The 12,310-nt window shown below is 57.5% G+C and carries 18 protein-coding genes; 12 read left to right on the plus strand and 6 right to left on the minus strand.

Translation table 11 applies throughout. From position 1 onward, the window contains the following. Together AC1D05_RS28925 and AC1D05_RS28930 are read left to right on the plus strand one after the other, a co-directional pair. On the plus strand, positions 1 to 254 hold a 254-nt coding region (locus tag AC1D05_RS28925; RefSeq protein WP_477445351.1), incomplete at its 5' end, for an integrase core domain-containing protein. Between the two features lie 709 nt (positions 255 to 963). Beyond that, positions 964 to 1,584, plus strand: coding sequence for a DUF3102 domain-containing protein (locus AC1D05_RS28930; RefSeq protein WP_477445638.1), 621 nt, complete (start codon positions 964 to 966; stop codon positions 1,582 to 1,584). On the opposite strand, the gene AC1D05_RS28935 is transcribed toward AC1D05_RS28930, so the two are convergent. Next, complete coding sequence (locus AC1D05_RS28935) at positions 1,502 to 1,885, minus strand: ArsR/SmtB family transcription factor (protein WP_477445353.1); 384 nt, start codon at positions 1,883 to 1,885, stop codon at positions 1,502 to 1,504. The two genes, AC1D05_RS28930 and AC1D05_RS28935, sit on opposite strands and share 83 nt — an antisense overlap. After that, positions 1,851 to 2,174, minus strand: a complete 324-nt coding sequence (locus AC1D05_RS28940) for a DUF982 domain-containing protein (protein ID WP_477445355.1) — start codon at positions 2,172 to 2,174, stop codon at positions 1,851 to 1,853. The genes AC1D05_RS28935 and AC1D05_RS28940 overlap by 35 nt, the downstream gene beginning before the upstream one ends. Before the next feature lie 585 nt (positions 2,175 to 2,759). Between AC1D05_RS28940 and AC1D05_RS28945 the strand changes: the two genes are divergently transcribed. Together AC1D05_RS28945 and AC1D05_RS28950 are read left to right on the plus strand one after the other, a co-directional pair. After that, a complete protein-coding gene (locus AC1D05_RS28945; RefSeq protein ID WP_477445357.1) occupies positions 2,760 to 2,972 on the plus strand; it encodes a hypothetical protein in 213 nt (70 codons plus the stop codon). 205 nt (positions 2,973 to 3,177) lie between these two features. Next, on the plus strand, positions 3,178 to 3,375 hold the full coding sequence (locus AC1D05_RS28950) for a hypothetical protein (RefSeq protein ID WP_477445359.1): 198 nt from the start codon (positions 3,178 to 3,180) through the stop codon (positions 3,373 to 3,375). 336 nt (positions 3,376 to 3,711) lie between these two features. Here the strand turns inward: AC1D05_RS28950 and AC1D05_RS28955 are convergent, their stop codons facing one another. Next, entirely contained in the window at positions 3,712 to 3,981 is a 270-nt protein-coding gene (locus tag AC1D05_RS28955; protein WP_477445361.1) for a hypothetical protein, read from the minus strand. Positions 3,982 to 5,024: 1,043 nt separating this feature from the next. On the opposite strand from AC1D05_RS28955, the gene AC1D05_RS28960 reads away from it, so the two are divergent. The 4 genes from AC1D05_RS28960 to AC1D05_RS28975 all read left to right on the plus strand — a co-directional run bounded on the left by AC1D05_RS28960 (position 5,025) and on the right by AC1D05_RS28975 (position 8,884). Continuing rightward, positions 5,025 to 5,243, plus strand: coding sequence for a hypothetical protein (locus AC1D05_RS28960; protein ID WP_477445363.1), 219 nt, complete (start codon positions 5,025 to 5,027; stop codon positions 5,241 to 5,243). Between the two features lie 459 nt (positions 5,244 to 5,702). Then, entirely contained in the window at positions 5,703 to 6,041 is a 339-nt protein-coding gene (locus tag AC1D05_RS28965) for an ArsR/SmtB family transcription factor (protein ID WP_477445365.1), read from the plus strand. Between the two features lie 94 nt (positions 6,042 to 6,135). Then, the gene (locus AC1D05_RS28970) at positions 6,136 to 6,405 is read left to right on the plus strand and encodes a hypothetical protein (protein WP_477445367.1); all 270 of its coding nucleotides are present in this window, start codon (positions 6,136 to 6,138) and stop codon (positions 6,403 to 6,405) included. 1,201 nt (positions 6,406 to 7,606) lie between these two features. Beyond that, the gene (locus tag AC1D05_RS28975; protein ID WP_477445369.1) at positions 7,607 to 8,884 is read left to right on the plus strand and encodes a DUF3363 domain-containing protein; all 1,278 of its coding nucleotides are present in this window, start codon (positions 7,607 to 7,609) and stop codon (positions 8,882 to 8,884) included. Between the two features lie 57 nt (positions 8,885 to 8,941). On the opposite strand, the gene AC1D05_RS28980 is transcribed toward AC1D05_RS28975, so the two are convergent. Together AC1D05_RS28980 and AC1D05_RS28985 are read right to left on the minus strand one after the other, a co-directional pair. After that, on the minus strand, positions 8,942 to 9,217 hold the full coding sequence (locus AC1D05_RS28980) for a hypothetical protein (RefSeq protein WP_477445371.1): 276 nt from the start codon (positions 9,215 to 9,217) through the stop codon (positions 8,942 to 8,944). A 260-nt stretch (positions 9,218 to 9,477) separates the two neighbouring features. Continuing rightward, positions 9,478 to 9,681 carry a hypothetical protein gene (locus tag AC1D05_RS28985; protein ID WP_477445373.1) on the minus strand — a complete coding sequence of 68 codons (204 nt, stop codon included), beginning with the start codon at positions 9,679 to 9,681 and terminating at the stop codon, positions 9,478 to 9,480. Between the two features lie 710 nt (positions 9,682 to 10,391). Between AC1D05_RS28985 and AC1D05_RS28990 the strand changes: the two genes are divergently transcribed. Beyond that, positions 10,392 to 10,592 (plus strand): hypothetical protein, encoded by a 201-nt coding sequence (locus AC1D05_RS28990; protein WP_477445375.1) that lies wholly within the window; start codon positions 10,392 to 10,394, stop codon positions 10,590 to 10,592. A gap of 125 nt (positions 10,593 to 10,717) precedes the next feature. Here the strand turns inward: AC1D05_RS28990 and AC1D05_RS28995 are convergent, their stop codons facing one another. After that, positions 10,718 to 11,005: a hypothetical protein gene (locus AC1D05_RS28995; RefSeq protein ID WP_477445377.1), complete on the minus strand. Its 288-nt coding sequence runs from the start codon at positions 11,003 to 11,005 to the stop codon at positions 10,718 to 10,720. Positions 11,006 to 11,310: 305 nt separating this feature from the next. Here AC1D05_RS28995 and AC1D05_RS29000 point away from each other — a divergent pair, with 305 nt between their 5' ends. The 3 genes from AC1D05_RS29000 to AC1D05_RS29010 all read left to right on the plus strand — a co-directional run bounded on the left by AC1D05_RS29000 (position 11,311) and on the right by AC1D05_RS29010 (position 12,301). Next, a complete protein-coding gene (locus tag AC1D05_RS29000) occupies positions 11,311 to 11,526 on the plus strand; it encodes a hypothetical protein (RefSeq protein WP_477445379.1) in 216 nt (71 codons plus the stop codon). A gap of 92 nt (positions 11,527 to 11,618) precedes the next feature. Beyond that, the gene (locus AC1D05_RS29005; RefSeq protein ID WP_477445381.1) at positions 11,619 to 11,900 is read left to right on the plus strand and encodes a hypothetical protein; all 282 of its coding nucleotides are present in this window, start codon (positions 11,619 to 11,621) and stop codon (positions 11,898 to 11,900) included. Between the two features lie 5 nt (positions 11,901 to 11,905). Beyond that, positions 11,906 to 12,301 (plus strand): sunset domain-containing protein, encoded by a 396-nt coding sequence (locus AC1D05_RS29010; RefSeq protein WP_477445383.1) that lies wholly within the window; start codon positions 11,906 to 11,908, stop codon positions 12,299 to 12,301. Positions 12,302 to 12,310 lie beyond the last annotated feature (9 nt).

Consider the following 12,310-nt stretch of genomic DNA (forward strand, 5'->3'; position numbering starts at 1 on the left):
AGCTTGGCCTCAAACATATCCCCACAAAGCCCTACACGCCTAAGACCAATGGCAAGGCAGAGCGCTTCATTCAGACCGCGCTCAGGGAATGGGCCTACGCCATTGCCTACCCGAACTCCGATCATCGTGCCGGAGAACTTCCCGTCTGGCTGCACCGATACAATTGGCATCGACCTCACGGCAGCCTAAAGTCCAAAACACCAATCAGCCGCCTCGGCCTAACCGAGGACAACCTGTTGAGGCTCCACAGCTAGAGGGATACCGCCAATACAGTGCGGCCACCGAATTCGTTTGCTAACTCGACTCCTCTGCAAGTATAGGGCGGTTTGCAGCCTTAATCGTGTCCCCGCAACCAGTTTCGTCATAATACCCTAAGCGGGTCCCACCTGCACCAGCGTTCCAGTTCCGGCCGGGTCCGCATCTTCTTGTCCGCCGTGTGCCGAGAGCTTCAAGAAGCGGACTGTCATATCGCGCACTGTCGACGCAAAATCCCCCATAAGCTGTCGTTGTTCATCGTTACCTGGGAATAAATGCTCTACGGTCATTGTCATTCGTGGCCTCATATTCAGTCTTGTCGGCCGACGTCTATGGAATAGGCCATTCTGGCGGCGCGGCGGACAGAAGCGCGCCGCATACCCCGCGCAGGCGGCTGCTACCGCACCTCGTCCCCGAGGAATGAGCGGCGGCAATTGCCGACCCATGCTTAGGCGCGTTCTCGCCCATTGGCTTCTAATGGGAGCTAACTTCGCAAATAAGCTCGTAGATCGTTAGCCCTCATCCGCCGCCTTGCTCCGTTTTGGTGACGGTGAGCGACACTGCTGAGAGTGGGTTTCGGCTGTCCATAGCAACACGAACATTCAATATGGCTAAAATGCTCCCCTGACCTTCTACGACCACCTAACGCGCGCCTTGCGTATAAGCCGTGACTTATGCAAATTCGCCAAGTTCACAGCGAGGCGCGGCATGCTGGCAAGGATACCCTTCACCGAAATCGAGATCGAGGGCGTCGGCACCTATCGGCTGCCTAATCAATGGCAAGGCCAGCGGCTGGGGCGCCTTCGTGGTGAGACCCGACATACCGCTGTGTTGGCGATCGGATGCGGGATGACGGTCCGCCAGTTCAACAAGCTGCCAGTCGACAGGCAGCACGAGGTGCACAAAGCCTATCTGGCGCTGATGTCGCCTTCCAATGTCGTGCCGCTGGTAGATCCGGCGCCGGCCGAAACTCGAGTGATCCGGCGCGGGCACCTTTCGCTCGAGCAGAAGCACGCCATTGGCCGATGGCTGCTGCACAACAAGGCGTCACTGCCGCATGGTCATTTCGGGCCATGGTTGGAGAAGCAGGAAGGCCTTTCGCGCAGCATGGCTTCGCAATGCATGGCGCTGGCCACAGGCGGGCGCCAGGACGCGCGGCAGGCTTCCGCGGCTAGGAGAGCGGCAGGCGGAAACGCGCGCTGGCGGGCTTCCCTGACAGAAAGATCGTCGAACACTAGGAGGCGTGCTAACGGGTTTTTGAATTGCCTGGATATTTCAAGGCGGCACCGAATGGAGGCAGTACCTGCTGCTCTACGAGAAGCTGCATGACTTTGAGGACAGGGTCGGTGCACGCGTAATAAATTTTTTGCCCATCATGCCTCGTGGTGACCAAGTCAAAGCTGCGCATTATGGCAAGATGCTGAGACAGGGCGGACCTGCTCAATCCAACCCTGCCCGCCAGAGCGCCAAGCGATATTTCGCCCCTTGCCATAATCATGAGGCAGAGAAGCCGCTTCTCACTGGCCATAGCGTCAAGAAATTTCGCTGGTGCCGCATAGCTCTCATCATGCCGATGATCGACCTTCACGGTAGACCTAACTGTCAGCGAAAACCTCGGACCGCACAGCATCGGCTGTCATCCACTCTTCTGCCGCGCGTGCAACCGCGAGTTCGATTGCGTCCGGCGCAAGAATTCCGTGGGCCAGGGCAAAGGCTTCAAAGGCAACGCGAGCCGCCTCAACGTCCTCCTTGCGGGCAAGTGCGGATTGGCAAAGCGCAACTGTCGCCGTGTACTTCGGGCTGTGCCGACCCGTCCATTCATCAAGGACTTGACGGGCTTCCTGCACAGACGACACAGCATGGGGAAAGCCAAGTCCCACGAACACGTGAACAGGGCGGTTGAAGCGCTGAGCGGACATCGTTTGCGGCTCCGTTGCATTGGACTGTGGCCCGACTACCAAGTCTAGCGTTTGAAGGCGCATCTGGGCAGTCGGGCCGGGGACCATTGCTGGCACTCGAATAGTCTCGTGCTCTTAGCAACGATGCAAGTAAGTCTTACGGACTGCGCGTACCCTCCGAACGTAGAGTAGCCGCGCCACCGGCAGCGTCTACGTGGCGATCCTCGACGCTATCGTTCAATCACGAGGAGCGAGGGAGAGGCTTCGGCGGTGTAGGACAGCGGTCGACGAGAACGCGCGCTGGTGGGGCTGCTAGCCGGCCAACGCATGCAATGCCGCGCCGGAGTGCAGCCCAAGGGAACGCAACGCAGGCGTTAGGCGTTTAAGAAGATGCTAATCGAAGTGGGGGCTATGGATGAGCTCTCTTCGTGAAAAGCCTACTCTAGCGCTCCACACAGAAACGGAACGCTACGCCCGTCTCGAAAAGAACGCCCGTCTGAGGGATCTACGATCTCAAGCGTCTTGGTTAGTATTCGATCCTCATGCTCCATTTCATGATGAGATCGATTGCTCAGCCATGTTGGAAGAGAAAAGACATCCCACTTTATGAGCCCGATACCAGCCCGACCGGCTACGGCAAGGCCAAAGGTGGATGATGACGGCAAGCTGGCCACAACCTATATTTTCAGCGTGTTCGAGGCGCCGCGCTGGCGCACCGTGCTGACGACCGAGGATAAGGCTAAGGCTCTGGCGAAGGCAAAGGAGATCGGCGACAAGGTCAGGGTCCAGACGGTCACGCCGGAAGTGCAGCGGCGCTGAAGGATGCGCGCAAGCTTCGTCCCCGCAAGGGCGCGCTTGACGATTTCGGCGGCGTTGGAGAGCGGCCAGCGGAAACGCGCGCTGGTGGGGCGGCCGCGACCGGCGATTATGCCTTTGACAAACCCGGCCCTTAGCCTTGCGGTAACCCTGTAGTTGACAGGCCCGCCTTGCCCGCCCAGATTGCAGGGGGATAGGGTATGGGCAAATGGACAATCAATCTTGGAAAACGGCGGTTGAACTCGACGCAGCAGGCGGCAGCCCGTTCGTTCGTGTGATCGAAAACGGCGTCATACACATCAAGGCATTCAGCGCGCAGTCTGAGGCCGCAGCCTTCGCGCAAAGCGAGAGGGCGCGACTAGGTGTTGCGCCGTTGATTACGGAAAGCAGGAGCGGCCTGTCATAAGCGAGATGGATTACTCACTTATTGGCGACTAGGTCAATCCTTTACACCCGCTCGCCCTTCTACGACCGTGACTTGCGCCTTGGGAACTGCTCACGTCTTCGTCTTAACGCTACCCGACGTTCTTTGTTGACATTGCCCCGCCGCTTAGAAGGTGCCGTGCTATGCTCTATCTCTGGACTTTTACTGTCGGCGCTATCGCCGGAGGTATCGGCGCGTGCGGGCGTATGATCGCCCTTGGTATCCTGCACCTTGTTGCGTAGATCCGGCGCCTCGGTTACCTCAAGATGTGCGACTGCTTGATCAACAAGTTTGTTGACATCAACAGATACGTCCACGTTAAATTGGCAGTGGTTTAAGGCGAGCATAAGAACCAGTAGAACCGCGCCGAAAAAGCCGAGGCCTTTCCCTTGTTTTGACAAGCAAGCCTAGTTTTGGATCTATCTCGGCGGCCTGTTTTTCTAATGCGTCTTCTGAGATTTCCCTCACTTGTGCCCGAGCCATAAGCGCGGCGAATTGCTCGAGGACAACCTTTGGCAATTGCGAGGCTTTAAGCTCGTTTAATACGCCGTCTACAACGTCAAATACCCCGCTGGCGATGTCAGCCATATGCCCGCAACGAGGGCAACTTTCTCTGTTTCCCTGAAGAGTGATGCCCCGCGTCGCCGCCAATCTTTATTCCCTGTGACGCGAAAATATTTCCGCAATTTCGACAGTAGACCGGAATATCAACCATTATCATCCTCAACCAAGCGGCTGCGATAGCTTCTTCTCGCCGACTGCAGACTATGCCTGCTTTTTATAAGCGCTGCTTCTCCGTTTTTATTGGATTCACAACAATGACTATCCAACTCGCCACCGCGCGACCGCACAGCCATGAAGTAAAGCCGTGGGGCCCTTTTCGTTTTAGGAGGCCGGACTTACGAATCTCCGCGAGCAAACTCGCTGCCAATTCGCGATAGCTGACGCGGACCTGCTTTGCCATCGGCAGGAAGGCCCATGCCGTTAATTCGGCAATCTGCTGCTCGCTGCTGGCTATCGGCGCGGACCTAAGTTGTCCGTCCTTGCCCTTCGCGCCTTGGCGCGTTGTGTGAACTTGATATTTCCTGTGTGAAAGGCTCTGGCAGGATTGCTGACTATGAGCGCTCGCTCATACTCCCGACATGAAGCCGCAAGAGGTCGAACTGGTCTTATTGGAGCAGTCGCTGGCCAATGGGAGCGGTATGAATCGTCCGTTTTCCGATCGAGTGAATGACGTCGCGGAGAAAACTGACGGATTGGTCTTATTTGATGTCCGCGTGGATGACGATGCACTCTTTCAAAGGATCGCCGCTATTGGGTTTGATGAAGATGGCACCGTGGCAATCCTGAGCAAGCACGCCGCTAGTACCATTGACGGACCAGAGCGGTGCGCGACCGCTCGGGTGTACCACTGGACACGGCTCCGCGTTTGCTTTTTAACGTTATGGCGACAGACCCGCCCAAATCGATAGGGCCAGCCGTGGAGACCGGTCTGATAGCCAGTGCTTTCACCGCATGGCCTTCTTGAAAACTGTGAAACATTGAGGCGCGGGCTTCCTCCTTATTGATGATGCTGTGTTTCGCCTGGCAGTTGTATGCTCGCAAAGGTTCGGGTGCCGCGGGAGGGTGCCATGCGACAATTGCCATTCGACATTGATGCAGATTCCGTGATTGAAGTCGGCCGATATCTGGATGATCACGCGAAGACCACCGCAGTTTCGATGTCTGAGGCGCTCCGTGTAATCAGGCGTCGCGTCAACATTGCGCGCGTCGGCGACGGCCGTTTGGAGGAACTGATCATAGAAAGCGCCGCAACCAGAAAAGCTTGCTCTCTTGTTGGACAACCATAATTAAATGGGCGCTTGGCCGGGCAAGTCAATCGCCGTTGACCCCAGTCAAAGGCAGGCGTCACCTTCGCAGCTCGAACAGCCACGGGCGGGCGCTAGGCCGCGCGGGACGCTTCGGCGGTGTATATAGGGGGAGCGGCAAAGGAAAACGCTTGCTGGCGAGGCAGCAGCCGCCGCGCTGGGGCGGCGGGCCTGGTGGGTTATCTTTCGATAGGAAATTGGGGGAGGCCCGACCAGTCTTCAATTTGACGAAGGATTCCCAGCCGGACCTGAACCGACCATTGGGAGGATCGGTATGGGATGGAATTTACCACTCGATTTCCTGCTCTCAACGACCGAATTCTCACGGACTTGTGAGGAGATAGCTCCAGCCTCCGGTACGTTCGGAGCCATTTTAGCGCTCGCTGATTAAATTGCGGTCTGGTAAAAACCGGGTCTCAAAATGACACTTCGCGGGGGCTTATGGTCTCAAAAAAGCTGGTAGCCAACGCCGAGCATGTGGCTGATTTTCTGGCAGTGCTAGCCAGCCCGTGGCGGCTATTGATCATATGCCACTTGGCCAATGTCGGCGAAATGTCGGTCGGCGCCCTCGGCGAAAAGCTGATGATAAGCCAATCATCCCTTTCACAGCATTTATGCAAGCTGCGCACGCTCGGTCTGGTAGAGACACGGCGAGATAGCCAGTTCATCTACTATTCCTGCAAATCCGAAGCAGCACGAGAAATCCTGTCGGTTCTGGAGGGGATGTACGGCGAAGGCGCTCCAGAGATGGAGCGGAGGCCCTTGTCTAAGGTAGGGTAGCGCCGCCTCAGAACGCAACCTGAAGCTGGTGGCAGTCGAGACTGAAGTAGGAATATAATCCTCCGTTGCAGCGACCCCTTCGACGGAGATCGCAATGCCTCTCAAGAGCCTCGCCGACACCCTGGCCGCCCGCGAACGCATCTATGTCAATTGCGGGCATCCGATGTGCCGCAAATCGACCAAGCTCTATATCCAAGCGCTCACTGATCGCCTTGGGGCGGATCATGGCTCAATGCATCAGGATCTCGTCGGGCTGTTCGTCTGCTCGCACTGCAAGGCCGCCGGCCGCAATCGGCGCCCGGTGTTCTACTATGACGGCCAAAATCGGGAGCGGAATCGCGACCGGAAGCCGACTTTGGGCTAGCATGATTTCAACGGGCATCAATCCACCTTAGCAGGCGAAGCGCGGAACATTAGGGCCAACTAATAGTTAACTCGGTCGGCAACACGACCATTGGCTCGTGCGGAAAATGGAGGGATTGGTGATCGCCGCTCACCGCATCAATTCGTGGATCACGACGCAGAAGCCTATCGCGATATGCGATAAGTGCATTGTGGCCGCTGTGAATGTAACTTCTGCCCAAGTCGTTCTGATCACCGGGGCGCTTGGAACTACGTCCGATTTCGACCGTGAAAAGGGGATCTGTGGTCTCTGCAGAAACGAGAGGACCGTAATCCGTGCAAAATGAGCGCAGGTCGAACGAGCTCGAAACCACCTAAGTCGTCAGCGTCTTCGACAAGCCGCACTGGCGTACTATCCTGACCACCAAGGACCAGGCGGAGGCCGAGCGCTCGAACAGGCGATGGCCCGGGACGGCGTGAAGGCTTCAGGTCGAGGAGATCACGCCAAAGCGGAAGAAGCGGTAGGAATTTTAGAAATGGCCGGCGCCAGTTGGGAGCTGGGTGGCTTTGGGGGATGACGCCGGCCAGACGAACCGTCAGGTCCGCCGCACCTCACTCATGGCCGATTTGTCGGGATAGGGTTATGGCGTGATCGCGGAAGCCCTGCTGCCGTTTGGGTTCACGTCCCGTGGATCAAACTGACTGTCAGCCAAAAGGCGAGCGCCATAAAAAACAGAACGCCAAAAGCGATAAGCAGGAACCTCATCAGCCTATTTTAGCACACCCTGAAACAAAGGGCCGAGCTTGAGTTCCTTACGGATTCGTAAGTGGCTGTTTCTGGCCGCGCCAGCTAACCATCGCCACCGGCAGCGAACGGCACATTTGCCGCCCGGTGGGCCTCCACCCGCCGAACTAAAAGGCCCGCTGCACCGGACGAACTCCAGGCAGCGGGCCGTCTGTATGAAGGGCTTCGCCTCGCGCGATCCTTACAAATCCGTAATTCGCGCGCATTAGCTTATTCTCATAGGGTTCTACGAGCAGCGAAATGGCCCTTTCGCTGCTGGGGCATAAGCCTATCAGCCCGCTGCTTCCAAAACGTCCCCCCCGGCAGCGGGCTGACCCCGGCGCCGCCGTTGTAGCCAAACCCACTTTTACCAACCCTCATTCGTCTTCTTTGTCTGCTCGGCAAGCGGCTTTGTCTGCTCGGCAAGCGGCGACGCGATATGCTCATACTTGCGTCCGACGAGCATCATAGGAAAGCCAGGCGCGGCCACATCGTCGCCCTCGAGCCGGTTCTTACAAAGGCAGAGCCACGAGCGGCCGATCTCAACGTCCGCGACCTGGCAGCCGAGCACGGCGGCGTCTACCGGCCAAGTGAGCATCTTAAAGTGGCAAGGCCGCGGATCGAGCGCGTGAAGGGCGATCCCGATGCCTTCATTCGCTCCCACGTGCGCCGGCTCGAAGCACTGCGGCGGGCGGGCGTGGTCGAGCGGACCGATGCCGACCGCTGGAAGATCCCCAACGACATCACCGAGCAAGGCGCGGCCTACGACGCTCGCAACCGGGGCAGGGATTTTACTGTCCGCACGTTTTCCTTCCTCGACCTCGACAACCAGGTGACAAGCGATGGCGCGACCTGGCTCGACCGGGAACTGGCGTCGGCAAACCGGACGCCGCTGGCGCAAATCGGGTTCGGCCGGGAAGTCACGGACGCAACGGATCGGCGTCGCCAAAGTCTCGCCGACATGGGTCTTGCCGCTCGCCTGGACGACGGTCGAATTCGGGCGCCTAGGGATCTGCTGCAGCGACTCGTACAGGCCGAGGTCGCCCGCGTCGGCCGTATGATGGCGGCCGAGCGCGGGCTGAACTTTAAGAAGGCTCAGGCTGGCGAATATGTCAGCGGCCGGCTGGTCGGAGCGGCTAATCTCGCCTCCGGCCGTTTTGCTATGATCGACGACGCAACAGGCTTCCAGCTGGTGCCTTGGCAACCAACACTCGAAAAATATATCGGCCAGCACATCGCCGGCATCGCACGTGACGGCGGCGGTATCGAATGGACTTTCGGCAGAAAGCGGGGCTGGGGCTGTGAGCGTGGCGGCTTACATGGCAAATGTCGGTCAGAACGGGTCGACAATGGCTCAAGCGAAAGGCCTCGTCCGACCCGAAGTCGACGTACAACTTCGCGAAATGCGAACGGCAGCTTCGCGCCTGGAATCGGACGTTCAACGGTCTCCCGCTGCATCCCGACAGCTGACATTTCGCGGACCATGCGAAGCGCTGCGCCGAGAGCGCAAAGATCCATCGCAATAGCGCTGGGTCAGAACACGCCTAGCGAGCCAACCGACTTCCTGAAAGCTTCGCGCACGATATCGAAGTCGAAGACCGAGACGTGTTCGCCTTTATCACTTTGGTCAATGATGGTAGCCCTCACAGAACCAATCAAAGATCGAATTCATATCCCGTTCGCTGTCGGGTTCAATAGGATTCGATTGGGCGTTTAACCAAACCAAAGGGGGAGCGGGACATTACTCCGCTCCCAAATAGTCGACGTTCGGCTGCTACTTGGAGCCGCCGAGTGCCTTCAGCTTTTCGCAGAACTTGGCATGCGGCTTGCTCATCGCCGCATCGTTGCATTCCTTCATCATCTTGTCCTGATCGCCCTTGGCCATCGCCGCCCAGACCTTCTTCATGTCGGCGTCGGACTTCATAGTCTTCATGCTCGCGTCAGTGAAGAACGGCGACATCATCTTGGGCTCATCAAGGGCACCGGCCAGAGCAGCGCCAGCCAATACGGTTGCAGCGAGTGCTCCCAAGCACACGTTTTTTATGTTCATGGAGATTATCTCTTCCCTGGTTATTTCCTTGGCCCTTTGATGAGCCGCAGTATCACTACCACCTTCCTCGAAGAAACCTTCCTTACGAATCCGTAAGTCGCCAATCCGAGCTAAGGCGGCTAACCATCGGGGTCGGCAGCGAACGGCACATTTGCAGCCCGGCGGGCCTCCACCCGCCGAAACTAAAGGCCCGCAGCCCGCTCAACAGCAGGCAGCGGGTTTTACTTGCCGCCACACTAAGCCGGTAAGCGACAACGCAGCTATTCGGCTGATCCATTGTCGGTGAAGGGGGAGGCGCTCGGTACACACTGTACCGACCAGCCGGTGGGTGTCGGCTGCTTCTGATATTCGGCGATGGCGGCGGTGCACTGCTCGCGCTTGTCGAAGGTGCTGGGCAGCACCACCATGCCGCCCTGCGGGCCGGCGATTACCAGATACCAGACCAGAACTGCGGTAGCAGCCATGTGAACTCCTTTGCGCTACTCAATAGAAACGTGAAAGTGGGTTATGGACGCTCCTCGGATGGCGGAAGAAAGGCCGCACCGCACGATATCGGCGCGTCAGCCACAGGATTTCGCGACGTTGCGCGTTACACGCGGAAGGAAAGCTCGAAAACGAGCCTCGCGGTGCTCGCCTTATAATATGAAATTGCCCTCTCACGGCAGGAACAGGGGTTTGATTCTCCTTGGGCGTACCAAGACCAATCACCTAGGTTCATCGTTGCGAAACCGGTCCTGGAGGCGAAATCTCGCCTTCCGCTCGATCGACGTTGCGTCAGCAGGCCGAAGGGTCAAATCAGAAGGACACAGGTTTGGACCTATCGGACTGGCGTTATTGCTCCCGTCGTCTTCAAAGGAAAGGCTTTCGCAAACCTCGGGGTGGAGGTCGCGGACAAGGGCCACGTTAAGCTTCCTCGCAAGGTTTGACTGGGATGATACGGCGGACCCTCTCTGACTGGCACGGTCGACCGAAACGAGTGGATGGAACGCAACCGCGTCTACAATCAATCAGCAGGCCACTGAGTTCTGCCGACGGCTTGACAATCTGCGGCAAGACCTCGGTTCGGTCTATGGGACACCCACCGACCTGAAATTCCGACATCTGCCATATGACTTTAACGTATTTTGAATTCAAGCCATGCCATTAAGATCGACCCCTGATAAAGGGAAGTTCGATGAAAGCAGTCAGTTTGCTTCTTGGAATAGTGATCGGATTTCCGACCGGCTTGGTCATCACTGCCAAATTGGCAGATAAATTCGAAACCTTCGATTTGGGTAGAGCGCTGGGTCAACTTCTCTTTGGCGGCATCTTCGGCGCTATTGTAGGTGGCACTATCGGATTGGTTATTGCGATGAACATGCAAGACCGGCGATAGTCTCCCGCTTGGCCTTAACGAACCGCGCATTCGCAACCAACCCCACCGCCGCTCGTTGACCTATGCTGGTTGATCCCAGCACCCAGACCCTGGCCCGCTGCTCTCCCCTCAGAGCGGCGGGCTTTTTATTGTGGCGTTGTAGCCGTATTGTTGGCGCCTTCTCCCGGCTTTCTCAGACACCAAAACAGCCAACAGGAAATCAACCCTAAGACTCCCCAGTAGCTGGACAGGACGACTTCAGGCCCCAGCCGCCATGGCGAGCGATAGATCATGTACGCCAGCATCGGCAAAGCGAAACCAAGGAATCCGAGCAGCAGATAGTCGATTATTGAAACTTTCTTGGCCCGCCTGAGAAGCAGGTGGCCTGGCAGAAATACAATCATCTCCCACGCGTATGCAATTATCATCAGCATGATCAAAGCTTCCAAAAGACCGTACCGAGGCCTATTGTGGCTCAGCGTAACCGCCGACAACACCATGGCTGGGAGCGGTGCCAAGATCAAAGCTGGAGCAGTTCGCATAGTCGACACCTCACAGTAAGTGCTATGCAGATCGCACAATCTTCTGTCTTTGCAGTTAAAGCAGATCGGCGAATTTTAACTCACTTCTGGCAGATCTTCCGCAAGTCGGACTCGAACGTAGCGGCGCGGGCTCCGTCCAGGCCAAGTAGTCAGACGATCCTGGATGCCATTGTTCACTACGAGCCAGGATTGACAGAATGAGCGCTCGCGGCCTGAAGTTTCTCGACGGTTGGGTGGCCCAGCAACTGCCCATTGTAGCGCGGGGAGATCCGATCGCCGCCAGCGACCTGGCAGACCAGTTGATGACTGCGGCTGAGAAGGAAGGCATCAGCGCCGATGAAATCAACGGCGAGGTCGAAAGCGTCTTCGAAGTGATCCGCGAGGCGATGCGTCGTCGCAAGGATGGCGGTTGACAAAATTGGCGGACAGCACGTTGATCCTTTACATACCGCCTCGGTAATAGGAATATTGTCCTCGGGTGGGGCGACTCTCAAAAGGTGTCGCAATGGCTAGATCAAAACCCTCAAAGCAGTTATCGCAGGCTGAAATCGATCGCTTTCTGGTGGCAGCAGAAGCGCTTCACCTAAGCATCGTCAAACCGTTCATATCGCCGCATTGTGACCACTACCGGGCTACGCGTGTCTTGCATGAGGTGCTATTGAAAGCCGTGCGCGAAGTCACCGGGGCGGAAGTCCCGTTCATCCGGTGGAACACCACAGGTCCCGTCAATCAGACCCAGCTTATAGACTCAAAGCCGCAAACGTCGCATTCTCCTATCGGGGAGTGAGGGGCGTGGGCAAAGTCCAGCGTCATGAAGGAGCAGACCAGGCTAACCGCTGGCGCAAACGTGCCACCAAGCGGCGGCGCGGTTTGTGGCGGATAGAGTATCTGTTCGCGCTGATCTTGGCGCCCGTGGCGGTGGTTCTCTCGCAGAACCCGGGCATCATCGGCGCGGCTCCTAGCCTGATGCAACTACCCGAAGCAGCTGACGCGGCTCCGAGCACGTCGCTCTTTTCCACTGGATGCAACATCAAGGGAAATGTCAGCATCGACACCGGGGAGCATATCTATCACGTCCCGGGCCAGAAGTATTATTCACAGACGATCATCCGGCCGGAATATGGCGAGCGGTGGTTTTGCTCCGAAGAGGAAGCGCGCTCCGCAGGCTGGCGGAAGGCGAGGCGATAGCCATTCTCC

The sequence above is a fragment of the Mesorhizobium sp. P2_E9 genome (genome assembly GCF_056403815.1).

What these genes read in the sequence shown, in the direction of transcription:
- AC1D05_RS28940 (WP_477445355.1), bottom strand. Translation starts at nt 2,174, where the DNA reads ATGTCCGCTCAGCGCTTCAACCGCCCTGTTCACGTGTTCGTGGGACTT.
- AC1D05_RS28945 (WP_477445357.1), top strand. Translation starts at nt 2,760, where the DNA reads ATGAGCCCGATACCAGCCCGACCGGCTACGGCAAGGCCAAAGGTGGAT.
- AC1D05_RS28950 (WP_477445359.1), top strand. Translation starts at nt 3,178, where the DNA reads ATGGACAATCAATCTTGGAAAACGGCGGTTGAACTCGACGCAGCAGGC.
- AC1D05_RS28930 (WP_477445638.1), top strand. Translation starts at nt 964, where the DNA reads ATGCTGGCAAGGATACCCTTCACCGAAATCGAGATCGAGGGCGTCGGC.
- AC1D05_RS28965 (WP_477445365.1), top strand. Translation starts at nt 5,703, where the DNA reads ATGGTCTCAAAAAAGCTGGTAGCCAACGCCGAGCATGTGGCTGATTTT.
- AC1D05_RS28970 (WP_477445367.1), top strand. Translation starts at nt 6,136, where the DNA reads ATGCCTCTCAAGAGCCTCGCCGACACCCTGGCCGCCCGCGAACGCATC.
- AC1D05_RS28935 (WP_477445353.1), bottom strand. Translation starts at nt 1,885, where the DNA reads ATGCTGTGCGGTCCGAGGTTTTCGCTGACAGTTAGGTCTACCGTGAAG.
- AC1D05_RS28960 (WP_477445363.1), top strand. Translation starts at nt 5,025, where the DNA reads ATGCGACAATTGCCATTCGACATTGATGCAGATTCCGTGATTGAAGTC.
- AC1D05_RS29000 (WP_477445379.1), top strand. Translation starts at nt 11,311, where the DNA reads ATGAGCGCTCGCGGCCTGAAGTTTCTCGACGGTTGGGTGGCCCAGCAA.
- AC1D05_RS29005 (WP_477445381.1), top strand. Translation starts at nt 11,619, where the DNA reads ATGGCTAGATCAAAACCCTCAAAGCAGTTATCGCAGGCTGAAATCGAT.
- AC1D05_RS28955 (WP_477445361.1), bottom strand. Translation starts at nt 3,981, where the DNA reads ATGGCTGACATCGCCAGCGGGGTATTTGACGTTGTAGACGGCGTATTA.
- AC1D05_RS28975 (WP_477445369.1), top strand. Translation starts at nt 7,607, where the DNA reads ATGCTCATACTTGCGTCCGACGAGCATCATAGGAAAGCCAGGCGCGGC.
- AC1D05_RS28990 (WP_477445375.1), top strand. Translation starts at nt 10,392, where the DNA reads ATGAAAGCAGTCAGTTTGCTTCTTGGAATAGTGATCGGATTTCCGACC.
- AC1D05_RS28985 (WP_477445373.1), bottom strand. Translation starts at nt 9,681, where the DNA reads ATGGCTGCTACCGCAGTTCTGGTCTGGTATCTGGTAATCGCCGGCCCG.
- AC1D05_RS28980 (WP_477445371.1), bottom strand. Translation starts at nt 9,217, where the DNA reads ATGAACATAAAAAACGTGTGCTTGGGAGCACTCGCTGCAACCGTATTG.
- AC1D05_RS28995 (WP_477445377.1), bottom strand. Translation starts at nt 11,005, where the DNA reads ATGCTGATGATAATTGCATACGCGTGGGAGATGATTGTATTTCTGCCA.